The organism is Kibdelosporangium philippinense (assembly GCF_021390435.2).
GTDB classification, from domain to species: domain Bacteria; phylum Actinomycetota; class Actinomycetes; order Mycobacteriales; family Pseudonocardiaceae; genus Kibdelosporangium; species Kibdelosporangium philippinense.
Genome location: NZ_JAJVCN010000002.1, coordinates 427,275 through 453,263 on the forward strand (window position 1 = coordinate 427,275; position 25,989 = coordinate 453,263).

Here is a 25,989-nt window from a genome sequence, read left to right on the forward strand (position 1 = left end):
AAGCAGAAGGGAGGGGACGTCCGGTGAGCGCTAGGGACTGGATCGACAAGGACTTCTACCGTGAGCTGGGCGTCTCGTCCAGCGCGACGGACGCGGACATCAAGAAGGCCTACCGCAAGCTGGCCAGGGAGTTGCACCCGGACGCCAACCCGGGCAACACCGAGGCCGAGACCCGGTTCAAGGCCGTGTCCGAGGCGTACGGCGTGATCGGTGACCCCGAGAAGCGCAAGCAGTACGACGAAGCCCGCCGGTTGTTCGGCGGCGGGCTTCGTGGCTTCGGAAGTGGTGGAGCCGGCGGCGGTTTCGACGTCAGCGACATCTTCGGCGGCGCGAACCAGCAAGGCGCGAGCGGAAGTTTCAGCGGCCTCGGCGACATTCTCGGCGGCCTGTTCGGCAGGCGCGGCCAAGGATCCGCCGCGGGCAGACCGCAGCGCGGAGCGGACGTGGACACCGAGATCCGGATCGACTTCCTCGAAGCGATCCGCGGTGCGACTGTCCCTTTGCGACTGTCCAGCCCATCCACATGTGGGACATGCGGAGGAAACGGCGCCCGCCCAGGCACCCACCCCCGCACGTGTCCGACGTGTAACGGCGCAGGCCTGATCACCCGCAGCCAAGGCGCTTTCGCCTTCAGCGAGCCATGCCGCGACTGCCGTGGCACAGGTCGGATCGTTGACGACCCATGCCCGGAATGCGGCGGCGACGGCGTAAGCACGAAGAGCCGCACGTTGACTGTGCGTATTCCGCCAGGCGTGGAAGACGACCAGAAGATAAGACTGGCCGAACAAGGCGAACCCGGCCAAAACGGCGGGCACGCAGGAGACCTGTACGTGCGTGTGCACGTCACCCCGCACGCGGTGTTCGGCCGCTCAGGCAACGACGTGACAATCACCGTGCCTGTGACATTCCAAGAACTGGCGCTCGGTACAACGCTGACCGTGCCCACTTTGGACGGCAAGGTGTCGTTGCGCGTCGCCCCGGGTACAGCGAATGGCAGGGTGTTCCGGGTCCGTGGCAAGGGTGTCGTCAAACGCGACGGTGCCGCGGGCGACTTGCTGGTGACCGTGCAGGTAGCGGTGCCGAGCAAACTCTCTGACGAGGCAAAGACCGCGATGGAGGAGTACGCGAAGGCAACTTCGGACCACGACCCGAGGCCGGAGTTGACGGCGATGCTGAAGCAGAGGAGCGAATCACCATGATGCCCTCGTTTCCCAGCGGTGTCCCCTTCCCGGCGAACGCCGACGAGGACACCCCGATCTTCGTGATCTCGGTGGCCGCGCAGCTGTCCGGCCTGCACGCGCAAACCCTGCGCAGCTACGACCGCCTAGGCCTGGTCTCACCCGGCCGGACCTCAGGCGGCGGCCGCAGGTACTCCATGCGAGACATCGCGGTCCTGCGCGAGGTTCAACGCCTGTCCCAAGAGGAAGGCGTGAACCTCGCGGGCATCAAGCGAATCATCCACTTGGAAAACCAAGTGACCGCACTGCAGGCGCGCGTGGAGGAACTCACCCACGAACTGGCCGCGGCCTACACAGCGGCCGAGCAGGCAGCCGCGGCAGTGCACGCGTCCTACCGGCACGAGCTGGTCCCGGTCCACAAGCCCAAAACAGCACTAGTGGTCTGGAAACCCCACCCCCGCCGCACCTGATTTTTGCCGTGAAGGTCACCTTCGCGGCATCCAACGCCCCGAAAGTTCCCCTCACTGCCGGGTATCAGGCAGGGATTGGTCTAGTCGAGGGTGTACGGATCGGGATCATTTCCAGCCTTGACTTCGACCCCCGAAGGTCAAGGCTGGTGGCGTGTCCGGGCATCGAGCAGCCTGCCAGCGGATGAATCGGGCAGCTCCGGTCAATTCGTGACCCGGAACCACCGCGGCCAGGCGTCCGCGGCGGCGAGCTGGCCGGGCAGATTCCCGCTAGCGCTGCTCAGTCCAGGGTGAACGGGTCGTACGTGATGTGGTCCAGCGGCGTACCCGCGACCAGCATCCGCGACACCGTCGACCTGATCATTCCGGGCGAGCCGCTGACCAGCACGTCACGGTCGGCCCAAGCGCCATACCGAGTGACCACATCCGCCAGCGTGCCGTGTTCCACCCCAGTGGAATCCGGTTCGGACTCGAGCACCGGCACGACCGTCAGCCACGGATTCGTGGCCGCCAACTGCTGCAGGCTTTGCAGGTCGTACAGATCCGACATGACGCGCCCACCGTAAAACAGGTGCACGCGCGGGTTCTCGCCCCACTGGCTGAGCTCGTCGATGATCGCCCGCATGGGAGCGAGACCTGTCCCGCCGGCGACCATGACTAAGTCTCGGGTGTTCTCGCGGTCCACGCTCATCCGGCCAAGCGGCGGTCCGACCCGCCAGGTCTCGCCGATCTGGGTGTGTCCGACGATCGCCCGGCTGACCCAGCCGCCGTCGACCGTCCGGATGTGGAAGTCGATGGTTCCGTCTTCCCGGGGCGCGTTCGCGGGAGAGAGGTAGCGCCACAGCCGCGGGCGGTGCGGGGTTTCCACGCTTACGTACTGCCCTGGTTGGTAAGGCAAGGGGTAGTCGGTCTGGACGGTCACCACGGCCAGCTCGTAGCCGATGCGGTGGTGGGCGACGACGGTCGCGGGCCACCACGCAGGGCCGTCCTCGGCGTTCGACGCGTCGAGCATCGCACGGGCCATGATCGTGTAAGCCTCTGCCCAGGCTCGTTCGATCTCGTCGGTCCAGGACTTGCCGGAGAACTTCTTCACGGCCGCGATCAACGCCGTACCGACCGCCTCGTAGTGGGCGCTGATCACACCGAACTTCCGGTGGTCGCGGCCGAGTTGGCGGAGGAACGGGTTGAGGTCGTCGGGCCGGTCGACCAGCTGGACGATGTGTACGAGCGCGCGCAACAGGCGCGAGCGCTGCACCTCCATGTTGGCCGGGAACATCTCGCGCGCGTTCGGCGACAGGCTGAACAACATCCCGTAGAAGAACTTCGCGACTTCGTCGGCCTTGGGCTCGACAACGGCGAAGCTCTCCCGGATCAGCCGCACCATCGCGGCCGCGCCGGAGGCGGCGTCCGCCGAGCGCGTCGCCGCGGGACTGGCGGACCTGGGTGTCTGGGGTATGGGGCTCACTACGGCGTTTGCGGTCATGGTCGGGGCACGGACTCCAACCTCTGGCTCAGACGTCTTGATGGGCGTCACGGTCTTCTCATGCATCCATCCCCCGACAGGGTTGGACAGTAACCCGATTCTCGTGAGATGTCCGCCTTGATGCCACCTTCGTGTACTTGTGAGTGACGGAAAGTTCTGCGTGTTCCCTCTTCTGGTGGACAACCGATGGGCGGGCTGGGCGCTCGCCTCTTGATATGAAACTGTTACCCGCGTGCCTTCCGCAACCCCGCCCCCCACCGGCACCGCCGAGGCGCACCTGCTCGACCTCGAACTGGCGGAGCCCCCACCCCGGCCACGACCCAATCTGGCGGTCGTGACCACCGAAGTCGCCGATCCGCTCGCTGATCATGAGTCTGATCACTTGCCGGGTTCGCGTGGTGAGCATCTCCTCCAGTGCGCGTACGGCAGTCGCGAGCGTGCCAAGAAGTTCTACGACAACCAGATGCTCGACCACCTCAACGACGACATGATCGAGTTCGTCGGGCGGATGGAGATGGCGTTCATCGCCAGCGCGGACGCGAAGGGCGAGTGCGACTCGTCGTTTCGCGCCGGACCACCCGGTTTCCTGCAGGTACTCGGCGCGAAGCACATCGCCTACCCGGAGTACCGGGGCAACGGCGTGCACGCCAGTCTCGGCAACGTCAGTGAGAACCCGCACCTTGCCATCCTGATGGTGGACTTCGTCCGTGACTTGATCGGGCTGCACATCAACGGCCGGGCCAGCGTGGTCGAGGACGCCGACATGCGCGCGCGGTACCCGGACATCCCCACCGACTTCGACCGCGGCCGCACCCCCGAGCGCTGGGTCGTCGTCGAGGTGGAGGAGGCCTACATCCACTGCCGCAAACACATCCCGCACCTGCAGCCGGTCGAGCGGAGCAGGGACTGGGGCACCGACGACGCCAGGCGCAAGGGCGGCGACTACTTCGGAGCGAAGGCCACGCCGAAGCCGTGGCAGCAGGTGGTGCAGACTTCCTCGCAGTGAACAGCACGCAAGATCAACCCGCAGGCGAACGGGAGTCCGCGACCCGTGCGCTGGAGCGCGAGCTGTCCGTGCTGATCGGACGGGCCCGCAGCATCTCGTTGAGCCTGGCCGCGCGGGTCCATCCGGAGCTGGACGCGGCCTGCTACGCGATGCTGCTGCACCTCGGTGACATCGGGCCGGTGCGCGCGGCCGACGTGGTCGAGCGCACCGGTCTGGACAAATCGACGATAAGTCGCCAAATCGCCAGGCTCGAGGAGCTGGAGCTGGTCGAGCGGGTCGCCGATCCGCATGATGGCCGGGCACGACTGGTCCAGCTCACCGACGGAGGCACCGAGCGTCTTGCCACGGTTCGAAACGACCGCCGCGCGAGGCTGCACGCGATCCTCGACCGCTGGCCGACCGACGAGATCACGACCTTTTCCGACCTGCTCGGCAAGCTCAATCAGGACCTGTAGCGCACGGCACCTCCGGTATAGTTGCGTTAGGCAACCAATGGTGGAGGCCCGGCGATGAAGCCAACTTCCGAGGACTACATCGGCTTGATCCGGCAGGTCCGGTCGTTGATGGAGCTCCAGCACGCCACCACCATGCGCAGCTGGGAGGAATCGCGGGTGCAGCCGGGCGCGGGCAAACTGCTCGCCGAACTGGCCTACCGTGGCGAAGCCCGCGTTTCCGACCTCGCTGAGCAGCGGTTTGTCGACGCGTCCGTGGTCAGCAGGCAGGCCGCTCAGCTGGAGAAACTCGGCCTGATCGAGCGCCGCCGGGCGCCAGAGGACCGGCGCGCCGCTCTGCTGAGCCTGACGCCAGAGGGTGAGAAGGTCCTCGAACAATGGCGCCAGCGTCAGGCGGACACCATGGCTGACGCCCTGAGTGACTGGGACGCCGAAGACGTCGCGTCCGCCACAGAGCACCTCGCCCGGATGAACTCCGCCTTTCGCGCACACCTGTCGAGCTGAGGGTCACCCAGGTCGAACCGGTTACACCCAGACGGCCGCTTGATCACGCGGTGATCACCTATGGCCTGTGGATAGCGACCTGCGGTTTGTGGATAACTGGGCACTTCGTGTGGACAACCCCGTTGGTACATGTGAGTGAAACTGGGTTGAGCGGAACAGACTCAACTTTTCTGACGTTGAGCATTACGACAGCTTCTCGGGGAAGCTGGGGTCAGAGCATCAACACGCGTACTGAGGTGAGGGATGGACGCATTCAACCCGACCACGAAGACCCAGCAGGCGGTCTCCGCCGCGGTTCAGGCGGCCACCGTCGCCGGGAACCCGGACGTCTCGCCGGCGCATCTGCTCGCGGCGCTGCTGGCGCAGGGCGACGGGATCACGGCGCCGCTGCTGACCGCGGTCGGGGCGGATCCTGGGGTTGTCGGCAAGGAACTTGAGAAGATCGTCGCCAGTCTGCCGTCGGCGACCGGCGCGACTGTGTCGACGCCGAACCTGAACGGCCAGGCGGCCCGTTCGCTCAGCCAGGCGCAGAAGCTGGCGACCGAGATGGGCGACGAATACGTCTCCACCGAGCACGTTCTGTACGGCCTGGCCTACGAGCGCGGCCCGGTCGGTGAGCTGCTGCGCAGGCACGGCGCCACCCCCGAAGCCCTCAAGGACGCGTTCACCAAGGTCCGCGGCTCCGCCCGCGTGACCAGCCCGGACCCCGAGGGCACCTATCAGGCGCTGGAGAAGTACGGCGTCGACCTCACCGACCGCGCGCGCAAGGGCGAGCTCGACCCGGTGATCGGCCGCGACGCCGAGATCCGCCGCGTTGTGCAGGTGCTTTCCCGGCGTACCAAGAACAACCCCGTGCTGATCGGCGAGCCCGGTGTCGGCAAGACCGCCATCGTCGAAGGCCTCGCCCAGCGGATCATCGCCGGCGACGTGCCGGAATCCTTGCGTGGCAAGCGAGTTGTCGCCCTTGACCTCGGTTCGATGGTGGCGGGCGCGAAGTTCCGCGGTGAGTTCGAGGAACGCCTCAAGGCCGTGCTGAAGGAAATCACCGACTCCGCCGGCCAGGTGGTCACGTTCATCGACGAGCTGCACACGATCGTCGGCGCCGGTGCGACCGGCGAAAGCGCGATGGACGCGGGCAACATGATCAAGCCGATGCTGGCCCGCGGCGAGCTGCGCATGGTCGGCGCGACCACCTTGGACGAGTACCGCGAGCACATCGAGAAGGACCCCGCGCTGGAGCGCCGGTTCCAGCAAGTGCTCGTCGGCGAGCCGTCGGTCGAGGACACCATCGGCATCCTGCGTGGCCTCAAGGAGCGCTACGAGGTGCACCACGGTGTCCGGATCACCGACGCCGCCCTGGTTTCGGCCGCCACGCTCTCTGACCGCTACATCACCGCCCGGTTCCTGCCGGACAAGGCGATCGATCTGGTCGACGAGGCCGCGTCCCGGCTGCGGATGGAGATCGACTCACGGCCGGTCGAGATCGACGAGGTCGAGCGGGCCGTCCGGCGCCTCGAAATCGAGGAAATGGCGCTGGCCAAGGAAGAGGACCCAGCGTCCAAGCAGCGCCTGACCGCGTTGCGCGCCGAACTGGCCGAGAAGCGCGAAGCCTTGTCCGCGTTGACCGCCAGGTGGCAGAACGAGAAGGGCTCGATCGAGAAGACCCGTGACCTCAAGGAACAGCTAGAGCACCTGCGCGGTGAGTCGGAGCGCGCCGAGCGCGACGGCGACCTCGGCAGGGCCGCTGAGCTGCGCTACGGCCGGATTCCCGCGCTGGAGAAGGAACTCGAGGCGGCGACCGAGTCGACCAAGGTCGCGTCCGTGATGCTGAAGGAAGAGGTCGGCCCGGACGACGTCGCCGAAGTCGTGTCCGCGTGGACCGGCATCCCGGCAGGCCGGATGCTCGAAGGCGAAACCGCGAAGCTGCTGCGGATGGAGGACGCGCTCGGCAGGCGAGTCGTCGGCCAAGCCGAAGCCGTGCGCGTGGTGTCCGACGCGGTGCGTCGGTCGCGTGCCGGTGTCGCCGACCCGGACCGGCCGACAGGCTCGTTCCTGTTCCTCGGCCCGACCGGTGTCGGCAAGACTGAGCTGGCCAAGGCACTGGCGGAGTTCCTGTTCGACGACGAGCGGGCGATGATCCGCATCGACATGAGCGAGTACGCCGAGAAGCACTCGGTGGCCCGGCTCGTCGGCGCCCCGCCCGGATACGTCGGCTACGACCAGGGCGGCCAGCTGACCGAGTCCGTCCGGCGCCGGCCGTACAGCGTCGTGCTGCTCGACGAGGTCGAGAAGGCCCACCCGGACGTGTTCGACGTGCTCCTGCAGGTGCTCGACGACGGCAGGCTGACCGACGGCCAAGGCCGCACGGTCGACTTCCGCAACACGATCCTGGTGTTGACCTCCAACCTGGGCTCGCAAGCGATTGCGGACGTGTCGCTGAACGAGCAGCAGCGCAAGGACGCGGTGCTGGCGGTGGTGCAGCGGCACTTCAAGCCGGAGTTCCTCAACCGGCTCGACGATGTCGTGGTGTTCCACCAGCTGGCGACCGAAGAGCTCACCGCGATCGTGGACATCCAGATCGACCGGCTGTCCCGCAGGCTGTCCCAGCGCAGGCTGACCCTGGAAGTGACGGCAGCGGCCCGTGACTGGTTGGCCCTCAACGGCTTCGACCCGGTCTACGGCGCCCGCCCATTGCGCCGCCTGGTCTCCTCGGCGATCGGCGACCAACTGGCAAAGAAGCTGCTGTCCGGCGAGATAACCGACGGAAACCGGGTGAACGTGGACATCACCGACGATTCATCAGGCCTGGTGGTCTCAAAGGCAGCCTGACCGGATCCGGCAGGGCGTGTCCACCGGTGGACACGCCCTTGGCTCAGATGATCCTTACGGACGATGTCCGCTAGTCTCTGAACGGTGGGCCTCCCCGCGTGGATCTGGTTCGCCGTGGCCGCACTCGCGGCTCTCGGCGGCGCTGCCCTGCTCGCTCGAGACCGTGCCGTTCGCACTTCGCGTAACCGTGAACGCCGTCGATGGGCCGCGTTACGGGGTTGGCAGTTCACCGAGACAGACAACGTCCTTCCGACTCAGTGGGAAGGCGGCGCGCTGGCGTACTACGGCGGCGGGATCGCCCGTGACGTGGTGGCCGGGTCGACCTTCACCGCTGATGGCAGGCGCCGGGTCTACATTTTCGACCTCGACAATGGTGGCCGCGTCAGCGCGGTGATCGCGGCCGTGCAGTGCCGCCGCAAGCACGAGGTCGTGGTGGAGCTGTGGCTCCCCAGTGTTCCGTTCGAGCAGGAGCACATGCCTGAGCTGCTCGGTCCAGTTGGCCAGCGGTATGCGTTCGTATCGGATCTGGCCAAGGCGCGGGCGCTGATCACGCCGGATCTGGTTGACGCGTCCGAGGAAGTCGGGCCGGATGTGATGGTCGCGTGGGTTGAGGACGGGTGGGTTCTCGCCGCGGCGCCGGTCAACGCCAATCCGTCGCGGCTTGAGCGGCTGCTGCGGAGCCTTGGCGAGGTCGCGGATGTGGTCGACCCGTTCGAGGACGATGAACAACCTTCAACTGATGGCACCGCACAGCTCCCGCCGGGACGCCACGGCCAGTAACTTGGCCGCATGCCAACTGCTCTAGTCACCGGCGCCACCGCCGGGATCGGCAACGCGTTCGTCCATCGGCTCGCCAAGGACGGCTACGACGTCGTGCTCGTGGCCCGTACCGAATCGCGGCTGCACGAGGTGGCCGCGGAGATCAAGGCGAAGTACGGCGTGCAGGCCGAGGTGCTGGCTGCCGACCTTTCCGAGGAAACCGGCAGGCTCGCTGTCGAGGAACGGTTGGCCGAACCCGTCGACCTGTTGGTCAACAACGCCGGGTTCGGTACCCGGGGCCGGTTCGAGGATGTGTCCATCAAGTGGATGCAAGGCCAGTTGGACGTCAACGTCACCAGCGTGCTCCGGCTGACCAGGGCCGCGATCCCGGGCATGCTCGAACGCGGGCATGGCGCGGTCGTCAACGTCTCCAGCATCGCGGGCTTCTTCCCCGCCACTGGCCCGACGTATGGCGCGACGAAGTCCTATGTGACGTCGTTTTCCGAAGGTATCGGGATGGGCTTGAAGGGCACCGGTGTGCGGGTGATGGCCCTCATCCCTGGTTTCACCCGGACCGAGTTTCACGATCGCGCCGGTGACGAGAAGCAGACTCTTCCGAACTTCATGTGGCTTTCCGCGACACAGGTCGTCGACGAGTGCCTGGCTGACCTCGCGCGCGGGCGGATCCGGTCGATTCCGGGCTGGCAGTACAAGGTGTTGGTCGGCGTGACCCGGTTGCTGCCGCACGGCGTGCTGCGCAAGCTTGAGGCCGGTCTCGGCCGGGGCCGTACATGAAAGGACAACGAAGATGAGCCAACCGCCTGGCTGGTACCCCGAGCAGCCTGGTTCCCAGGTGCTGCGGTGGTGGGACGGTACACAGTGGACCAATCACGTCCAGCAGAAGACGGACGCCAGCGCGTTCGAGCTCGAACTGGGCGGGCAGGCTGACCCGTCACGGGTGCAGCGGCAGGTCCAGCAGCAGGCGGGCGTCACGCAGATGCGCGGCGGTGGCGGGACGTTGTTCACCGAGCCGGTTCTCGTGGTGAACCAGAAGGTCAAGCTGATCGAGATGGCCAACGAGTACACGGTCTTCGATCAGCACGGCAGACAGCTTGGCACGGTCGTGCAGGTCGGCCAGAGCGCGCTGAAGAAGGCCGTCCGGTTCTTCGCCAGTGTCGACCAGTTCATGACGCACCGGCTGGAAGTGCGTGACCTCACTGGCCAGCCGGTGCTGGTGCTGACCAGGCCGCGCAAGGTCTTCAAGTCGCGGATCATCGTCGAGTATCCGAACGGCCAGCCGATCGGCGAGATCGTGCAGGAGAACATGGTCGGCAAGATCAACTTCGCGTTCGTGGTCAACGGTCAGCAGATCGGCGGGATTCGCGCGGAGAACTGGCGCGCGTGGAACTTCATGGTGCACGACCACACCGGCCAGGAGATCGCGCGGATCACGAAGACCTGGGAGGGCTTCGCCAAGACGATGTTCACCACGGCCGACAACTACGTCGTGCAGATCCACCGGCAGCTGCAGAACCCGCTGGCGAGCCTCGTTGTCGCCGCTGGGCTCGCGATCGATACCGCGCTCAAACAGGACGACCGCGGTTTCGGCTGAGCCGCAAGCGAAACCCAGTGTCTATAGTGGACTGTCAGGGATAGTGGCGAACGTCGCCGCGGCGAACGGGCGATCGTGTCTTAGGGTGAGACCTTGTGCTCGTTGACCAGAACGCCAAGTCCGAACTCGCCAGGCTCATCTCCGAACTGGCTGTTGTCCGTGGTCGTGTGACGCTCTCGTCCGGCAAGCAGGCCGACTACTACGTCGACCTGCGCCGGGCGACCCTGCACCACGCGGCCGCACCCCTGATCGGCAAGCTCCTCCGCCAGCTCACCGCCGACTGGGACTACGTCGCCGCCGGCGGTCTGACCCTCGGTGCCGACCCGGTGGCGTGCGCGATGATGCACGCCGCCGCGGCGCAGGGAGACGTGCTTGACGCGTTCGTCGTCCGCAAGGCCACCAAGGAACACGGGATGCAGCGGCGGATCGAGGGGATCGAGGTCGCGGGCCAGCGCGTGCTCGCGGTCGAGGACACCTCGACCACCGGCGGCAGCGTCCTGACCGCCGTGGAGGCCCTGCGTGAGGCCGGTGCGGAGGTCATCGGCGTTGTCACCGTCGTCGACCGGGCCACCGGGGCGAAGGAGGCGATCGAGGGAGCGGGCCTGCCCTATCGGCATCTGCTCGGGCTGGGCGACCTCGGGCTGTAGCCCCGCACAACCGATGTAGAGCGGTGCACCATGTAGAGCGGTGCACCGTCGCGCTGTGACCCTGGGGCTGCGACCCCGCGCTGCGGCCCCCGCGCGCCTTCCAAACTCGGCAACGAACGGGGCCGCCAGCCAGTTCCTGCGCTCCCCCAATCGTGTAACCAGGTACGGGGGCTGTCACCGGCAGCCCCCGCCACCTGCGAAGACATTTGCCTCAGAGACTCCTGCAAGGCCAGACTGGAAACAGCGACTTGGCAGGGGCGGTGAGTCGATTGGCTTCGTTCTTGGCCGATGTGACTGTTGTGCTGCACTTCGCAGCACTGCTCTACATCGGGTTGGGCGGGTTTCTGGCCTGGCAGTGGCCGAAATCCATCTTCATCCATGTCTTCTTCGCCGCGTGGGGTGTCGCGGTGAACGTCATTCCCGGGCTGCCATGCCCGCTGACCGCGCTCGAGGACTACTTCCGCCACCAGCAGGGCCTCGGGTCGCTGCCGGGCGGTTTCAACGAGTACTACATCTACGACGATTTGATCCCGCGTAGCCTGTTGCCGGTGGTGGCAGTGCTAGCTGTGGTGGTTCTCGTGATTTCTTACGTCGGTGCCTACGTTCGGTGGCGCAACAGCCGGGCCGGCGTGCCCGCGTGACCGGGCCGACGGAGTGGGTGTTCGGCGACCCGGTGGGTGTAGGCCCGTGGGACGGGCCGTTGCCGGACGACCCCAAGTACGACCCTGAGTTGCTGGCTGAGGGCGACAAGCGCAACGTGGTCGACGCGTACCGCTACTGGCGCCGCGAGGCCGTCATCGCGGACCTGGACACCAGGCGCCACGATTTCCATGTTGCGATTGAGAACTTGCAGCATGATCACAACATCGGGACGGTCGTTCGCACCGCGAACGCGTTTCTGGCCAAGGCCGTGCACATCGTTGGCCGTCGGCGGTGGAACCGCCGGGGTGCGATGGTCACTGACCGATACCAACACGTCCTGCATCACCCGGACGTGGGTTCCTTGGCCGAGTTCGCGAAAGCCGAGGATCTGGCACTCGTCGCTGTGGACAACACGCCGGGTGCGCAGCGCATCGAGACGGTCAAGCTTCCGAGGCACTGTGTCCTTCTTTTCGGTCAAGAAGGCCCTGGCCTCACCGAACAAGCTCGGGACGCGGCAACCATGACGGTGTCAATCGCCCAGTTCGGTTCGACGCGGTCCATCAACGCCGGCGTGGCCGCTGGCGTGGTGATGCACTCATGGATCCGTGACCACGCGGACCTGGGATCCGCCTGGTGACTGATTAATTACCCCAAGTGGGGCACGTACCACGCTGAGGGGTATCTCGGGACCGATCCAGACAGCACCATGGCGTATATGGCTAGAGAGCTCGTCGCCACCGCCCGGTTGTGGGCGGCGCGCGCCGCGGTGTCGGAGTTGGGTGTGCAGGCCAGGCACCTGCGCCGGCTATGGGCGCGCCCTGGCACGTTGCTCGGTGTGGACGGCTGGCCACCCACTCGGGGTGAGCGGTTGTTCGGAAGGTGGAATTACTTCGCGCAGGCTCATCTGATCGACTGTCTCGTCGACGCGCAGGAGCGGAACCCCACAGCGGCCCGTGCGACCTCGATCGCCCGGATCGTGCGCAGCGTCCGGCTGCGGCACGGTCGGCGCTGGGTGACCGAGGACTACGGTGACGCGGCCTGGCTCGGTCTGGCGTTACTGCGGGCGTCGCAGTACACGCCGTCGAGGATCGCGGTCGGCGACATCATCCGAGGCTTGCGCAGCGCGTGGACCGACCATGCGGGCGGTGGGTTGTGGTCGCGGGCGGACGAGAACCTCAAGAGCGTGCGCGTGAACGGCCCGGCGACGATCCTGCTGGCGCGATGTGGCGACCGGGTCGACCTGCAACGCGCGCGGGCGATCGCCGAGTGGATGGAAGACACGCTGCTCGACGAGGTCACCGGGCTGGTCTGGGTTGGCCTGCATGTGAATCTCGACGGCGAGATTCGCGAGACGATCAAAGAGGCGTACACCTACATCCAGGGCGTCTACCTAGGTGTTTGCCTGGAGCTGGCGGTCGGTGACCCAGTGTGGGCCGAACGGGCCGAGCGCACGATCATCGCGGTTTCCGAACACCTGGCGAACAACGGCGTGCTACGCGGGCAAGGCGGTGATGACGGCGGCATCTACACCGGGATCCTGGCGCGCTACCTGGCCCTGGCCGCGCTCAGACTGCCAGCGCTGACCGGAGCGTCGGCAACGGGTATGGCCGCCAGCCATGTGGCGGAACGCCTTGTCCTGACGAGTGCGGCGGCCGCGTGGCGAAACCGTGCGGTGGCAAGGGGAGGGCCGCTCTACGGTCCAGATTGGACAGTCCCGTCCCGTGTGCCGAGGTCACCGCGGCACAAGATTCCCGAGCGGGAGCTGGCGTCGCAACTGGGTGGCTGGATGATTCTCGAAGCGGCCGCTTTGCTTGAGCGTTCCCACTAGTGTGGTCGCATGGGTGTGGTGATCGTGACCGGGGGCAGTCGGGGTATCGGTGCGGCGATCTGCAAAACGGTGGCCAAGGCCGGGCACAAGGTGGTCGTGAATTACGTCGGCAACGCGGCCGCCGCCGAAGCGGTAGTGAAGGAGACCGGCGGCCTCGCGGTCAAGGCGAACGTGTCCGACGAAGCGGATGTGCGGCGCCTGTTCGACAAAGCCGCTGAACTGGGGCCGGTGACCGGGCTGGTGTGCAACGCGGGCATCACCGGCAACAGGATCGCGCGCCTTGACGAGCATGACGTCCAGACCGTGCGGGATGTCCTCGAAGTCAACGTGGTCGGCACGTTCCTGTGCGACCGGGAAGCCGTCCGCCGGATGTCCACCAAACACGGCGGAAACGGTGGCGTGATCGTCAACATCTCTTCCACCGCAGCGCATCGCGGGTCACCCGGCGAATGGGTGCATTACGCGGCAAGCAAAGCCGCCGTCGAGACCTTGACAAAGGGGCTGGCCCTTGAGGTCGCCAACGAAGGCATCAGGGTCAACTGTGTCGCGCCAGGCCTGGTCGAAACCGAGATGCACGAGGCTGCTGGCGCACCGGATCGCGTCGCCAAGACCGCGCCGCTGATTCCGATGAAACGTGGCGGGCAGCCAGAGGAGATCGCGGACGGCGTGATGTGGCTGCTGTCGGACGCGTCCTCGTTCGTGACCGGGTCGGTCGTGACGATCAGCGGTGGCCGTTAAAAACAGCCACAGGAATTGCGGTGCTTCAACTCCGGCTGCAACCGTGCGGTTTGCGGTGGCCGGGATGGATCCGCGATTCGGTTGAGCAGCATCCGGACCGCGGTTTTCCCGATTTCCGCGATCGGCTGCGCCATTGTGGTGATCGGCGGATCAAGCAGATCGGCCCATTCCACGTCGTCATAACCGACGACCGCGAGTTCCCTGCCGATCTTCAAATCACGCTTGCGGGCTTCGTGCAGGACACCGGACAACATCACGTTGTTGCCCGCGACGACCGCGGTCGGCGGATTGTCTAAGTCGAGCAACCGGCCCAACGCGGCCGAGGCAGGTTCGGCGCGCGACTCGCCGGACTGGACAAGGTCTTCGTCCCAGGTCAGGCCGGACCGGCCGAGCCCGAGGCGGTAGCCGAGCACGCGCTCGGATGTCGTGGCGAGGCCGTCCGCGCCGCTGACCATGCCGATGCGCTTGTGGCCAAGTTCTGCCAAGTGCTGCACGAGCGCGGACGTGGAGTGCACGTTCTCCGGGCCGACCTGGTCGAAGTCCTGGCCGACGGTCAGCCGGTCGACCAGCACCATCGGAATGCCCAGTTGCTTGAGCTCGGGCAGCACGGTCGCGGCGGCACGCGGGGACGGCGTCAGGATCAGCCCGTCGACGCGGCGGGAGCGCAGCGTGCGGACCGCGGACTGCTCGGTCGCCTGCTCGTCGTGGGTGTCGGTGAGCACCAACGTGTAGCCCGCTTTGGTGGTCTCGTGCTCGATCGCCTGGATCAGCTCGCCGAAGTACGGATTGGCCACCAACGAGATCGCCACACCCAACGATCGGGTGCCGCCGGTGACCAACGATCGGGCGATGGCGTCCCCGGTGTACCCGGTTCGCTCGATCGCGTCGAGCACCCTGAACTTGGTCTCCGGTGCGACCGCACGCGTGGAGTTGACCACGTGCGACACCGTGGTGATGGAGACGCCCGCCATCTGGGCGACATCCTTCATGGTGACCAAGCCAGTCTCCCTGTAGCAAAGACACGCCAAGCGTTTGCGCAAACGGTTGCGACAGGCTAAGTGAATCATTAACTTCCCCGCAACCAGGCACGCCAGGGAGGGAAGTCATGGGACGACGCGGTCTCGCCATCATCGCCGCCGGTCTGCTCACATTCGCCGTGAGTGGTTGTACCAGCCAGAAGACCGGCAGTGGTGGCCAACCCGCCGAAGGCGGCAAGATCAAGGTCGGTCTCGTGACCAAGACCGACTCCAATCCCTACTTCGTCGCGCTGCGCGACTCGGCGAAGGCCGAAGCCGATGCGTCCGGCGCCGAACTGATCGCGCTGGCTGGCAAGTTCGACGGCGACAACGAGGGACAGGTCGCCGCGATCGAGAACCTCGTGCAGCAAGGCGCCAAGACGATCATGATCACGCCGAACAACTCGACCGGCATCCTCGGCGCCATCAAGACCGCGCGCGACCGCGGCGTCCTGGTGATCGCGCTGGACACCGAGACGACCCCGAAGGACGCCGTCGACGCCACGTTCGCCAGTGACAACACCGAGGCCGGCCGCATGCAGGGCACGTATGTGAAGGCCACGCTGGCAGGCAAGGCGCCGAAGGTGATCATGCTCGACGGCACGCCCGGCTCGTCGGTCAGCGAGCAGCGGCACGCCGGATTCCTGCAGGGTATGGGCCTGCAGGACGGCAACCCCGCGATCCTCGGCGTCGAGGCGACCAACGGCGAGCAGAACAAGGCGCAGACGGCGACGGAGAACCTGCTGCAGCGCGACACCTCGGTCAACACCGTCTACACGCTCAATGAGCCCGCCGCGCGGGGTGCGTATGTCGCGTTGCAGGCCAAGGGAATCGCGGCGCAGGTGGTGATTGGCTCGATTGACGGCTCGTGCCAGGGCGTCACCGACGTCAAGGACGGCAAAGTCGTCGCGACCGTCATGCAGTTCCCGAAGAAAATGGCGGCACAAGGCGTTCAGGCGGCTGTGGAATTCGGCAAGACCGGAAAGAAGCCGACTGGATTCGTGAACACCGGTGTCACCGTGATCACCGACAAACCGGTTGCCGGAATCCAGAGTCAGGACACCGCGTGGGGCTTGCAGAACTGCTGGGGCTGAGCCGATGACGACAATTAAAGAACGCAGCGAATTCATCCTGCGTACGCCCGCGATCGGTCCGGCGATCGCATTGGTCGTGGCGGTGGTGGTCTTTTCCTTCGCCACCGACACGTTCCTCAACGTGGACAACCTGTCGTTGGTCGTCCAGCAGTCGCTGGTGATCGGCACGTTGGCGCTCGGTCAGACCCTGGTCATCCTGACCAGCGGAATCGACCTGGCCAACGCGGCGATCGCGGTGTTCGCGACCTTGCTGATGGCCAAGATGGTGCTCCTGTCCGGCATGCCCGGGATCGTCGCGTTGCTGCTCGGAGTCGTTGTGGCGGCGGCGATCGGCGCGGTGACCGGCGGTGTCGTGACCGTGTTCCGGTTGCCGCCCTTCATCGTCACGCTCGGCATGCTGACCATCGTGACCGCGGTCAGCCGGATCTACGCGTCCGGCCAGAGCTTCCCGGTCACCGACGACACGCTCGGCTTCCTCGGCCAGAAGCAGTATCTGTTCGGCCAGATCGAGATCACCTTCGGCATGCTGCTGATGCTGGTGATGTACATCGGGGTCTGGTACGCGCTGACCCGCACGGCGTGGGGCAAGCATGTCTACGCGGTCGGCAACGACCCGGAAGCCGCGCGACTGTCCGGGATTCACGTCCGCCGCAGCTTGCTCGGCGTCTATATCGTCGCTGGTGTGATCTACGGAATCGCGGCGTGGCAAGCACTTGGCCGCGTGCCCAACGCGGATCCGAACGCGTTCCAGCTCGGTAACCTCGACTCGATCACCGCGGTCGTCATCGGTGGCACGAGCCTCTTCGGCGGGCGCGGCAGCGTGATCGGAACGCTTGTTGGCGCGCTGATCGTCGCGGTGTTGCGCAGCGGCCTGACGCAGGCCGGGATCGACAACCTGTACCAGGACGTGGCCACGGGCGTGCTCGTGATCGCCGCGGTCGCGGTGGACCGGTTCTCCCGAGGGAGGCAGCGATGACTCCGGTACTGGAAGCGAAAGGCCTGGTCAAGCGGTACGGCAAGGTAACCGCGATGGACGGCGCCGACTTCGACCTGCAGCCCGGCGAGGTTCTCGCGGTGGTCGGCGACAACGGCGCGGGCAAGTCGACGCTGATCAAAGCCTTGTCCGGTGCGGTGATCCCGGACGAAGGCGAGATCTACGTCAACGGCGAGCTCGTGCACTTCCACGGCCCGCTGGACGCCCGTAAGCACGGAATCGAGACGGTCTACCAAGACCTGGCGCTAGCACAGGCACAGGACATCGCGACAAACCTGTTCCTCGGCAGGGAAAAACGGCGGCCCGGATTCCTTGGTGCGGTGTTCCGGCTGCTTGATTCCAAAGGCATGCGGGCCGAGGCGCGTAGCGTGCTCGACGACCTCGGGATCAACATCAAGTCGATGACCCAGCCCGTGGAAACGTTGTCCGGTGGGCAAAGGCAGGCGGTCGCGGTGGCACGTGCCGCCGCCTTCGGCACCCGCGTGGTGATCATGGACGAGCCGACGGCCGCACTGGGTGTCGCCGAGTCCGCCAAGGTGCTGGAGTTGATTGGGCGGATCAGGGACCGTGGCCTGCCGGTGGTGCTGATCAGCCACAACATGCCGCACGTCTTCGAAATCGCCGACCGCGTGCATGTGCACCGGCTGGGCAAGCGGGTCGCGGTCGTCTCACCGAAGACGCACTCGATGAACGAGGTCGTCGGCCTGCTCACCGGGGCGTTGCGGATGGCGGAGGACGGCACGATCCAGGAAGTGGGCGTCACCACGGGGCTGGGTCGTTGATCCTCGCGGTCGGCCTGTGCACCGTGGATCTCGTCCAACGCGTGGAAGTGCTACCGGTGCCAGGGCAGAAGGTGCAGTCCAGCTCGGTCGAATTGGTGGCAGGCGGACCGGCGGCGAACGCGGCGATCACCATTGCCGCGCTTGGCGCCGCGGTCCGCCTGGTGACCGTGCTGGGCTCGCATCCCTTGGCGGAATTGGCAAAGCGTGATCTCGCGCAGTACGGCGTCGAAGTCGTCGACGTCATGCCCGATCGCGCCGAGCCACCGACGCTGAGTGCAGTATCGGTTCGGGAACGTGATGGTGAGCGGACAGTGGTATCGCACAACGCTTCTGGCATAACGGCGTCCGCGACGATCGACCTGTCTGATGTGGACACTGTGTTGCTTGACGGGCACCACCCGGCGCTCGCGCTCGAAGCCGCTCGGGCCGAGGTCCCGGTGATCCTGGACGCGGGCAGTCGTAAACCGGTGTTCGATGAACTGCTGCCGATGGTTGACGTGTGCGCGTGCTCGTCGGCGTTCACCGATCCGGTCGACTGCCCGGTGGTGACCCGGACGCACGGGCCCGATCCGGTGCAGTGGTTCGTCGGATCCGACCGTGGCGAAGTCCCTGTGCCGCAAGTGGAAACCAAAGACACCTCGGGCGCCGGCGACGTCTGGCACGGCGCGCTCGCGCTGGGGGTGGCGCGACTCGGCCAGGTTCCGAAAGTCGCCAATATGCCGGATTTGATCCGATACGCCAACCGCATCGCTGGTCTGCGGGTACAGCACGAAGGAGCGAGCTGGCGCGATGAACTTCGCTGAACTGGTTGACCGGGCCCGCGGGTTAGCCGTGGGTGGCCGGGCCATGCTGGGGATCTGTGGCGCACCGGGCGCAGGTAAGTCGACGTTGGCCGCCGAGCTGGTCGAAGCCCTTGGTGACCAGGCGGTTTACGTCGGCATGGACGGCTTCCACCTCGCGCAGGTCGAGCTTGCCAGGCTCGGCCGCGCCGAGCGCAAGGGCGCACTGGACACTTTCGACGGTCCCGGTTATGTCAATCTCTTGCAACGATTGCGGAATCAGTCCGACGAGATCGTCTATGCCCCGGAGTTCCGCAGGGAGATCGAAGAGCCCGTCGCGTGCGCGGTCCCTGTGTTCCCGGACACACGGCTGGTCGTCACCGAGGGCAACTACTTGCTCGTGCCGGACAAACCGTGGGGCGAGGTCCGTGAACTGCTCGACGAGGTCTGGTTTCTGCGGCCTGACGAGGAAGAACGCCACCGAAGGCTGATCGCGCGGCACGAAGCGTTCGGCCGCAGCCCGGCCGAAGCTCGTGACAGAGCGTTGGGGTCCGATGAACGCAACGCAACCGTGATCAACGCGACCGCGGATCGCGCCGATCTCGTGCTACGTGGATAGCGGCCGAGTCTCGCGCTGTGGAAAGTCCTATAACAGCGTGCTCACGACATCGGATTTGTAGACAGTCGTGCGGCACTATGGCGGGGCGGCCTTTCCCCGATCTTTAGTGGCCGCACGAAAGGACGGACCGAAATGCCCACGTTGAGCGGCGTGCATCACATCGCGCTGACCGTGACCGACGTGGATCGCAGCGTCCCCTGGTACGAGCGGGTCCTCGGGTTCAGCGTGGTCGGAACCCAGGAGGAGGACGCGCTCGGCGTGCGCAAGGTGTTCTTGCGCGGCCCAGGCGACGGCTTCGCGCTCACCCTGATCCAGCACCCGTACGCGGCCGGCAGCGTCTTCGACGAGAAGAAGCCAGGGCTGGATCACCTGTCGTTCTCGGTGCCCGATGGGGCCTGTCTCACCGAATGGACCGACCGGCTCGAGGAGCACGGCGTGATGTTCTCGCCGATCGCCGAAGAGCAGAGCGCGGGCAAAGCCGTGGTCGCCTTACGCGATCCGGACGGAATCCAGTTGGTCCTCTGGGCAGAGAAGCCCTAGGCAGCGACTGGTTTGCGCATCTCCTGGCGGTAACGCCAGAGACCCCACGCGGTTGAAGACGATGAAGAAGCCGACGCCAACGACGACGGCGGTGGTGACCACCCATGGATACTGCTCGAGCAGGCCTGCGCCGTAGAAGCCGAGCAGTACCAGGGTCGGTACCCACATCACGGCTCCGATAGTGGTCGCGGCCATGTACCTGCGTGAGTCCATCGCGGCGGCGCCCGCGATCATCGGCGCCAGCGTGCGAATCCACGGGATCCAGCGAGCCAGCACGATCGCCCAGAACCCGCGGCGGTCCAGGAAGTCACGGGCCTTGGCCAGCTTTTCGACGGTCAGCACCTTGCCGCCGAGCCGCCCGGTCAGCGAGGTCCCGGCTTTGCGGCCGATGTGATACCCGAGTTGATTGCCCACGACGGCGACAACGGTCGCGGCAATGGAAAGCGCCAACGCCTCGACGTGGTGTGAGCCGTGCTGGGCCAGTACGAGTCCGGCGGTGAAAAGCAGCGAGTCGCCGGGCAGGAACAGGCCGACGACGAAGGCGCATTCCACGAACACGAAGCTGAGCACAATCAGCCAGACCATCACTGGGCCGTTCGCGGCTAACCAGCCAACCAGGTTCACCCGACGGAGGGTACGTCAGCCAGGAACTCGGCTACGTAACGAATTGCCTGCCGCCCTTCCGGCACGTAGTTGGAAAACGCTTGGAAGACATGCACTTGGCCGGGCCACTCCTGCAGCTCGACCGGGATTTCCGCGGCACGAAGGGAATCGGCGAGTCGCCGTGCGTCGTCGAGCAGGCACTCGGTGTCGCCGACCTGGATCAGCGACGGCGGCCATCCGGACTTGTCGGCCGTGAGCACCGATGGTCGCTCGGCGCGTGGGTCCCGGTCGCCAAGGTATGCCCGGCGGCAGTTCTGGATGGCCCTTGGAGCCACGAACGGGTCCCGATGGACCAAGTCCCGTGCCGCGGCCAGTTCGCCACTCAGATCGAGCCATGGCGAGAAGAAAACGGCGTGACTCGGCATCGGCAGCCCGTGCCGTTTCACATCCGCCAGCAGGCACGCGGTCAGATGCCCACCCGCGGAGTCCCCGGAGACCACGATTTTCCCAGCTGGAATGCCTCGATCGAGCAGCCGCCGGTAGACGGTCAGGCAGTCATCGGCGGCCGCTGGATACGGATGCTCAGGCGCGCGCCGGTAGTTCGGCAGGAACACCGGCCGTCCGGTCCGGCGGGACATCACCAGCGCCAGGCTCCGGTGTGACCGCGGCGAGCCGAACACGAACCCGCCACCGTGGAAGTGCAGCTGGATGCCGTTGGTGACGCTCGCGCCCGTCGCCTGCACCCACGTACCGCGAACGTGGCCGTAGTTGGCCGTCCAGACCTTCGAGCCGCGTGGCAGGCGCTGCAACCCGCCGGAGTCCGCGAACCGGCGGATCGCGCGCAGCTGGACGCCACGAGCGACCCAACGGTCCGCCACCGGCCGCACCCTCGTGGCAAAGAACCGCTCCAGCCGGACACTTTGTTCACTGGCTGTGACCGGAATGTCCATGGGGTGATTGTTGACAGGTCGTCAACTAACGCGCAAGTCGGCCCAACGCGGCCCATGTGCGCTCGCGATCCTCGGCCGACCCAATGCCGGTATGGCTGACCACGACATCGGTCGCGCCCGCGTCGAAGTACCGCCGCACCTCGGCGGCAAGGTCCTCCTCGGAGCCGATCACCGCGGCCTCGACCGCGTGGTCCAGACCTGCCTTGTCCAGCACGGCTCGATAGGACGGGATCTGACCGTAGATGTCGAGCTGCTGGCGTGCCACGGCTTTCATCTCGTCGACGTTGCTCGTGACCAAGCCAGGGAAGGTCGCGACGACCCGGGCAGTCTCCGGGAGGGCGGGCACGATGTCCTGCTCGATCACCTTGGGCACAGCGAGGAACGGGATCGTGCCGTCGGCCAGCTCGCCGGTCACCTTCAACGCCTGTGGACCCATTGCCGCGACAATGATCGGCATTGGCGTCGCGCCAGGAACCTTGGCAGGCAAGAAATTCTTGGCGACCACGGTCTCGCCTTGGAAGTCGACGTCGTGCTCGCTCGTGGCCACCCTGAGCACCTGCAAGTACTCCCGCAGATGTTTGATCGGACGGTCCCAGGTCGCGCCGAACGAGCTCTCGGCGACTGCCTTGGCGCCAAGCCCGATGCCGAGCGTGAACCGGCCGCCGGTGGCCGCCTGTGCCGTGTTGGCCTGTTGCGCCACGGCCAACGGATGCCTGCCGGTCATCGGCACGATGCCCGTGCCCACCTCGATGCCCGCAACCGCCCGGCCAGCCAGTGCGGCAACGGATATCGCGTCGATGTCAAAGAGCTGGGCGAACCAGATCTGCGTGAGGCCGACCCCAGCGGCCGCGCGGGTCAGTTCGATGTACGTGTCCACCGCGTTGGCGCCAACCGGTGCGTTGCTCGGAAGTGACACCCCTATTGTCATATTTGTTCGCAACTCGCCGAACTGGGATGTTCTTTCCTTATGCGGCAACAATCTCCGAAGAGACTTCCCGGACGAACTCGCCGATGTGCTTCAGTGCCGCGTTCGCTTCCGGTAGCCATGGCGCGAACCAGTGGAAAACGTGTACCTGACCTGGCCATACCTGCAGATCGCAGTAACCACCGGCGCGCCGCAGCGACTCGGCCATCCGCTCGGAGTCACTTTGCAGGCATTCCGTGCCGCCAACCTGAATCAGCACCGGCGGCCAGCCGCGCTTGCGCACCTTCAGCACGTCCAACCGGCGATGCGTCAACACCGTGTTGCCCGCGTACGCCAGGCCGCACCAGATCGCGTAATCCGGCGGTACGAACGGATCCCGCAAAGCCAGATCCCGTGAAGCCAGCTCGGCACCGGTCAAGTCGAGGAACGGCGACAGCATGATCGCGGCCGACGGCATTGGCAGCTTGTCGTGCGCGATGTCCGCCAACAAGCACGCCGTCAAATGCCCGCCTGCCGAGTCCCCGCCGACCACGATCTGCGATGGCTGGTAACCCTCGCTCAACAGCCAGCGGTATGCCGAAAGCGCGTCCTCGGCCGCGGCCGGGAACGGATATTCCGGCGCCAAACGGTAGTCCAGCAACAAAATCGGCATGCCGGTCGACGCCGAGATGCGTGACGCCAGCTGCCGGTGCGTGCGCGGTGACCCGCAGACGAACCCGCCGCCGTGCAGATACAGCATGATCCCGCTGGAATTCTGGGCTTCCTTCGCGGTGACAAGCAGACCAGGCACACCGCCGGCAGTGATCGGCTTGATTTTGGTGCCACGCGGCAAGGGCGTCCACCCGATCGCGTCGAAGGCCTCACGGACGATTCTCAACGGTGTCGTTCCCGGCCGGACAACGCCGCCGAGCACGCGCAGACTACGCATCATCAGCTGAGCCAACAGACGGCTCGCCATACTGGGGGTAGCAGGTAGCTCAAGCACGCGAATCGCCTCCCCGATGCCTCGTCGACCATGACGTGACAACCATCACTGTAGATCACGAAGGCGCTAGTTCGCTGCCCTCCGAAAGACTTGTTAGGGGGATCCCCAGCCAAAGCGTTAGGGTAAACATCGTGACTTTGGCAGAGCGGCTGAGAGCGGAGCTGGGCGCCGGTGCTGTCATCGTCGACCCCGACGTGACCAGCAGTTATGAGCACGACATGATGCCGCTGGCGCCGTATGGCTCGCCGCTGGCTGTCGTGCTCCCGTCCAGCACCGCCCAGGTGCAGGCAGTGGTCCGGACCTGTGCGGAATTCGGGGTGCCGATCGTGCCGAGAGGGGCTGGTAGCGGGCTTTCCGGTGCGGCCAACGCGATCGACGGCTGCGTCATGCTCGTGACCTCCCGGATGAAGGAGATCCTGGAGATCGACCCGGACAACCGGCTCGCCGTCGTCCAACCCGGAATCGTGAACCTGGAATTCCGCAACGCCGTGGAGAAGCACGGCCTGTTCTATCCGCCGGATCCGTCCAGTTACGACTGGTGCACGATCGGCGGCAACATCTCCACCAACGCTGGCGGGCTGTGCTGCGTGAAGTACGGCGTCACGACGGACTCCGTGCTGGGCTTGGAAGTCGTGCTCGCCGACGGCGAGGTGCTGCGGACGGGTCGCCGGACTGTCAAAGGCGTCGCGGGTTACGACCTGACGAAGCTTTTCATTGGCAGCGAAGGAACGCTCGGTGTCGTCACCGAGATCACGGTTGCCCTACGGCCGTTGCCGCAAGCCCCTGGCACCACGATCGCGTCGTTCTCGACGATCGAGGCCGCTGGCGACGCGGTGACCCGGATCGTGCGGGAAGGCCTTGTGCCGTCACTGATGGAGATCATGGACGCGACGTCCATCGCGGCCGCCGAGGAGTACCTGAAGACGGAACTGGGCACGGGCAAGGGATGCGCAGCGTTGCTGCTGTGCCAGTCCGACGCGGGTGGCGAGGCCGCACGGCACGAACTCGAAGTGATCGAACAGGTTTGCCGCAGCGCGGGCGCGGATCTCGCGTACACGACCCATGATCTGGCTGAGGGGCAGATGCTTTTGCAGGCGCGGCGGGTGGTGCTGACCGCGCTGGAGATCTACGGGACCTGGCTGACCGACGACATGTGCGTGCCGCGTACCCGGATCGCCGAGATGTTGGCGGGCTGCGAGCGGATCAGCCAGGAATGCGGGCTGCGGATCGCGGTCGTCGGCCACGCTGGCGACGGCAACATGCATCCGACGATCGTCTACGACGCGTCCTCGGAGGACGAGTTCGCCAGGGCACGCAAGGCTTTCGACGACATCCTCGAGGTGACGCTGTCGCTGGGCGGCACGATCACCGGCGAGCACGGCGTCGGCCGGATCAAGAAAGAATGGCTCGAGAAAGAGATCGGCCCGGTGGGCATGCGCGTCCACCGGGCCATCAAGAACGCCCTCGATCCGGGGAACCTCTTCAACCCGGGATCGATGTTCTGACAAGCTCGTGAGTGGTTATCCGGGTTAGAACACGGATAACCACTCACGAGGGCTTTCAGCCTTCGATGCGAGGCAGCACCTGGGTTTGCGCCGCCGCCGCTGCGGCCGCATGCTTCTTCTCCTTGCGGGCCTTGACCACCTCGATGATGATCGGCACGACCGAGAGCAGCACGATCAGGATGATCATGGCCTCGATGTTGTTGCGCACGAACTCGATCTGGCCGAGGACGGAGCCGAGCGCGGTCAGCCCGGCCGCCCAGAGCACGCCGCCGATCGCCGAGTAGGTGAAGAACTTCTTCTGGTCCATCTTGCCGACACCGGCGATCGCGGTGATGAACGTCCGGACAATGGGGACGAACCGGGCGAGCACAATCGCCCGCGGCCCGTACTTGTCGAAGAACTCGTGCGTCTTGGTGACGTACTCCTGTTTGAACAAGCGGGATTCCGGCTTGTTGAACAGTTTCGGGCCGACCCAGCGGCCGATCCAGTAGCCGGTCGCGTTACCGATGAACGCGCACACGGCCAACAGGACGCAGAGCAGCCACAGCGGCTCGGTGATGATGCCCTTGGCGCTGAACAGCCCGGCCATGAACAGCAACGAGTCGCCAGGCAGGAAGAAACCCACCAGCAGCCCGCATTCGGCGAAGATGACCAGGCAGAGGCCGACGAGCATGAACCCGCCGAGCCCGGTGAGCAGCCCCTCGGCGCTCAGCCAGCTTGGCAGGAACGACATGGTGTTGGTGGTCACGGCCAGACACGGTACCCCGGAAACCTCAGAGCACGGTGAGCAGTCCCACCACGGCACCGCACGCGAGGCCGAACACGAGCGCGAGAAGCAGGATGGCCCAGCCGCCGAGCCGTTCGCGCGGCGGTTCGATTTCCACGTACGGCTCCTCGGCCAAAGCCTGGGTCTGCACGCGGGAAGCCAGCCCGAGGTCGTCGCCGGACAACAACCCGAATCCAGGGGTCGCCGGCGGGCCGGTCACCTGGACGGCCTGCGCCCGCAACGCCTCGGCGAGCAGCTGCTCCGGATCTTTGTCCTTGGCCACGCG

Annotated in this window: 28 protein-coding genes and 1 pseudogene; 21 read left to right on the plus strand and 8 right to left on the minus strand. The window is 66.1% G+C overall.

Annotation, left to right across the window (positions count from 1 at the left end; all coding sequences use genetic code 11):
* Window positions 1-23: 23 nt before the first annotated feature.
* Window positions 24-1,199, plus strand: coding sequence for a molecular chaperone DnaJ (gene dnaJ / locus LWC34_RS20800; RefSeq protein ID WP_233726835.1), 1,176 nt, complete (start codon window positions 24-26; stop codon window positions 1,197-1,199).
* A complete protein-coding gene (locus LWC34_RS20805; protein ID WP_284051633.1) occupies window positions 1,196-1,648 on the plus strand; it encodes a heat shock protein transcriptional repressor HspR in 453 nt (150 codons plus the stop codon). The genes dnaJ and LWC34_RS20805 overlap by 4 nt, the downstream gene beginning before the upstream one ends.
* Before the next feature lie 277 nt (window positions 1,649-1,925).
* Here the strand turns inward: LWC34_RS20805 and LWC34_RS20810 are convergent, their stop codons facing one another.
* Window positions 1,926-3,128: a globin domain-containing protein gene (locus LWC34_RS20810; protein WP_233726836.1), complete on the minus strand. Its 1,203-nt coding sequence runs from the start codon at window positions 3,126-3,128 to the stop codon at window positions 1,926-1,928.
* 232 nt (window positions 3,129-3,360) lie between these two features.
* Here LWC34_RS20810 and LWC34_RS20815 point away from each other — a divergent pair, with 232 nt between their 5' ends.
* From LWC34_RS20815 to LWC34_RS20870, 12 genes are all read left to right on the plus strand, one after another.
* Window positions 3,361-4,134 (plus strand): pyridoxamine 5'-phosphate oxidase family protein, encoded by a 774-nt coding sequence (locus tag LWC34_RS20815; RefSeq protein ID WP_233726837.1) that lies wholly within the window; start codon window positions 3,361-3,363, stop codon window positions 4,132-4,134.
* Window positions 4,131-4,589, plus strand: a complete 459-nt coding sequence (locus tag LWC34_RS20820) for a MarR family winged helix-turn-helix transcriptional regulator (RefSeq protein WP_233726838.1) — start codon at window positions 4,131-4,133, stop codon at window positions 4,587-4,589. Before LWC34_RS20815 ends, LWC34_RS20820 begins: the two co-directional genes overlap by 4 nt.
* A gap of 54 nt (window positions 4,590-4,643) precedes the next feature.
* The gene (locus tag LWC34_RS20825) at window positions 4,644-5,090 is read left to right on the plus strand and encodes a MarR family winged helix-turn-helix transcriptional regulator (RefSeq protein ID WP_233726839.1); all 447 of its coding nucleotides are present in this window, start codon (window positions 4,644-4,646) and stop codon (window positions 5,088-5,090) included.
* A 243-nt stretch (window positions 5,091-5,333) separates the two neighbouring features.
* The gene (gene clpB / locus LWC34_RS20830) at window positions 5,334-7,919 is read left to right on the plus strand and encodes an ATP-dependent chaperone ClpB (protein WP_233726840.1); all 2,586 of its coding nucleotides are present in this window, start codon (window positions 5,334-5,336) and stop codon (window positions 7,917-7,919) included.
* Window positions 7,920-8,003: 84 nt separating this feature from the next.
* Window positions 8,004-8,699, plus strand: coding sequence for a TtfA family protein (locus LWC34_RS20835; protein ID WP_233726841.1), 696 nt, complete (start codon window positions 8,004-8,006; stop codon window positions 8,697-8,699).
* 9 nt (window positions 8,700-8,708) lie between these two features.
* Complete coding sequence (locus LWC34_RS20840; protein ID WP_233726842.1) at window positions 8,709-9,473, plus strand: SDR family NAD(P)-dependent oxidoreductase; 765 nt, start codon at window positions 8,709-8,711, stop codon at window positions 9,471-9,473.
* A gap of 13 nt (window positions 9,474-9,486) precedes the next feature.
* Window positions 9,487-10,290: an LURP-one-related family protein gene (locus LWC34_RS20845; protein WP_233726843.1), complete on the plus strand. Its 804-nt coding sequence runs from the start codon at window positions 9,487-9,489 to the stop codon at window positions 10,288-10,290.
* Window positions 10,291-10,385: 95 nt separating this feature from the next.
* Window positions 10,386-10,937: an orotate phosphoribosyltransferase gene (gene pyrE / locus LWC34_RS20850; RefSeq protein WP_233726844.1), complete on the plus strand. Its 552-nt coding sequence runs from the start codon at window positions 10,386-10,388 to the stop codon at window positions 10,935-10,937.
* A gap of 269 nt (window positions 10,938-11,206) precedes the next feature.
* A complete protein-coding gene (locus LWC34_RS20855) occupies window positions 11,207-11,578 on the plus strand; it encodes a DUF2784 domain-containing protein (RefSeq protein ID WP_233726845.1) in 372 nt (123 codons plus the stop codon).
* Window positions 11,575-12,216 carry a TrmH family RNA methyltransferase gene (locus LWC34_RS20860; RefSeq protein WP_233726846.1) on the plus strand — a complete coding sequence of 214 codons (642 nt, stop codon included), beginning with the start codon at window positions 11,575-11,577 and terminating at the stop codon, window positions 12,214-12,216. The genes LWC34_RS20855 and LWC34_RS20860 overlap by 4 nt, the downstream gene beginning before the upstream one ends.
* 78 nt (window positions 12,217-12,294) lie before the next feature.
* Window positions 12,295-13,407, plus strand: coding sequence for a glycoside hydrolase family 76 protein (locus tag LWC34_RS20865; protein ID WP_233726847.1), 1,113 nt, complete (start codon window positions 12,295-12,297; stop codon window positions 13,405-13,407).
* 9 nt (window positions 13,408-13,416) lie between these two features.
* Entirely contained in the window at window positions 13,417-14,145 is a 729-nt protein-coding gene (locus tag LWC34_RS20870) for an SDR family oxidoreductase (RefSeq protein WP_233726848.1), read from the plus strand.
* On the opposite strand, the gene LWC34_RS20875 is transcribed toward LWC34_RS20870, so the two are convergent.
* Window positions 14,142-15,134: a LacI family DNA-binding transcriptional regulator gene (locus LWC34_RS20875; protein ID WP_233728789.1), complete on the minus strand. Its 993-nt coding sequence runs from the start codon at window positions 15,132-15,134 to the stop codon at window positions 14,142-14,144. The genes LWC34_RS20870 and LWC34_RS20875 overlap by 4 nt on opposite strands.
* 116 nt (window positions 15,135-15,250) lie before the next feature.
* On the opposite strand from LWC34_RS20875, the gene LWC34_RS20880 reads away from it, so the two are divergent.
* From LWC34_RS20880 to LWC34_RS20905, 6 genes are all read left to right on the plus strand, one after another.
* Window positions 15,251-16,255 (plus strand): substrate-binding domain-containing protein, encoded by a 1,005-nt coding sequence (locus tag LWC34_RS20880; protein WP_233726849.1) that lies wholly within the window; start codon window positions 15,251-15,253, stop codon window positions 16,253-16,255.
* 4 nt (window positions 16,256-16,259) lie between these two features.
* Complete coding sequence (locus LWC34_RS20885) at window positions 16,260-17,231, plus strand: ABC transporter permease (RefSeq protein ID WP_233726851.1); 972 nt, start codon at window positions 16,260-16,262, stop codon at window positions 17,229-17,231.
* Window positions 17,228-18,031 carry an ATP-binding cassette domain-containing protein gene (locus LWC34_RS20890; protein WP_233726852.1) on the plus strand — a complete coding sequence of 268 codons (804 nt, stop codon included), beginning with the start codon at window positions 17,228-17,230 and terminating at the stop codon, window positions 18,029-18,031. The genes LWC34_RS20885 and LWC34_RS20890 overlap by 4 nt, the downstream gene beginning before the upstream one ends.
* Window positions 18,031-18,834, plus strand: coding sequence for a PfkB family carbohydrate kinase (locus LWC34_RS20895; protein WP_233728790.1), 804 nt, complete (start codon window positions 18,031-18,033; stop codon window positions 18,832-18,834). The genes LWC34_RS20890 and LWC34_RS20895 overlap by 1 nt, the downstream gene beginning before the upstream one ends.
* The gene (locus LWC34_RS20900; protein ID WP_233726853.1) at window positions 18,821-19,429 is read left to right on the plus strand and encodes a nucleoside/nucleotide kinase family protein; all 609 of its coding nucleotides are present in this window, start codon (window positions 18,821-18,823) and stop codon (window positions 19,427-19,429) included. The genes LWC34_RS20895 and LWC34_RS20900 overlap by 14 nt, the downstream gene beginning before the upstream one ends.
* Before the next feature lie 132 nt (window positions 19,430-19,561).
* Window positions 19,562-19,969 (plus strand): VOC family protein, encoded by a 408-nt coding sequence (locus LWC34_RS20905; RefSeq protein ID WP_233726854.1) that lies wholly within the window; start codon window positions 19,562-19,564, stop codon window positions 19,967-19,969.
* Here LWC34_RS20905 and LWC34_RS20910 read toward each other — a convergent pair.
* From LWC34_RS20910 to LWC34_RS20925, 4 genes and pseudogenes are all read right to left on the minus strand, one after another.
* Window positions 19,966-20,554 (minus strand): annotated as a pseudogene (locus LWC34_RS20910) (DedA family protein). The gene LWC34_RS20905 and the pseudogene LWC34_RS20910 sit on opposite strands and share 4 nt — an antisense overlap.
* A 35-nt stretch (window positions 20,555-20,589) precedes the next feature.
* Entirely contained in the window at window positions 20,590-21,522 is a 933-nt protein-coding gene (locus LWC34_RS20915; RefSeq protein WP_233726856.1) for an alpha/beta hydrolase, read from the minus strand.
* A 25-nt stretch (window positions 21,523-21,547) separates the two neighbouring features.
* A complete protein-coding gene (locus LWC34_RS20920) occupies window positions 21,548-22,438 on the minus strand; it encodes a TIGR03564 family F420-dependent LLM class oxidoreductase (protein ID WP_233726858.1) in 891 nt (296 codons plus the stop codon).
* 49 nt (window positions 22,439-22,487) lie between these two features.
* A complete protein-coding gene (locus LWC34_RS20925; RefSeq protein ID WP_233726859.1) occupies window positions 22,488-23,378 on the minus strand; it encodes an alpha/beta hydrolase in 891 nt (296 codons plus the stop codon).
* A 185-nt stretch (window positions 23,379-23,563) separates the two neighbouring features.
* Here LWC34_RS20925 and LWC34_RS20930 point away from each other — a divergent pair, with 185 nt between their 5' ends.
* On the plus strand, window positions 23,564-24,937 hold the full coding sequence (locus tag LWC34_RS20930) for an FAD-binding oxidoreductase (protein ID WP_233726860.1): 1,374 nt from the start codon (window positions 23,564-23,566) through the stop codon (window positions 24,935-24,937).
* 55 nt (window positions 24,938-24,992) lie between these two features.
* Here LWC34_RS20930 and LWC34_RS20935 read toward each other — a convergent pair whose 3' ends face one another.
* Both LWC34_RS20935 and LWC34_RS20940 read right to left on the minus strand, forming a co-directional pair.
* The gene (locus tag LWC34_RS20935) at window positions 24,993-25,670 is read right to left on the minus strand and encodes a DedA family protein (protein ID WP_233728792.1); all 678 of its coding nucleotides are present in this window, start codon (window positions 25,668-25,670) and stop codon (window positions 24,993-24,995) included.
* A gap of 40 nt (window positions 25,671-25,710) precedes the next feature.
* A complete protein-coding gene (locus LWC34_RS20940) occupies window positions 25,711-25,986 on the minus strand; it encodes a hypothetical protein (RefSeq protein WP_233726861.1) in 276 nt (91 codons plus the stop codon).
* Window positions 25,987-25,989 lie beyond the last annotated feature (3 nt).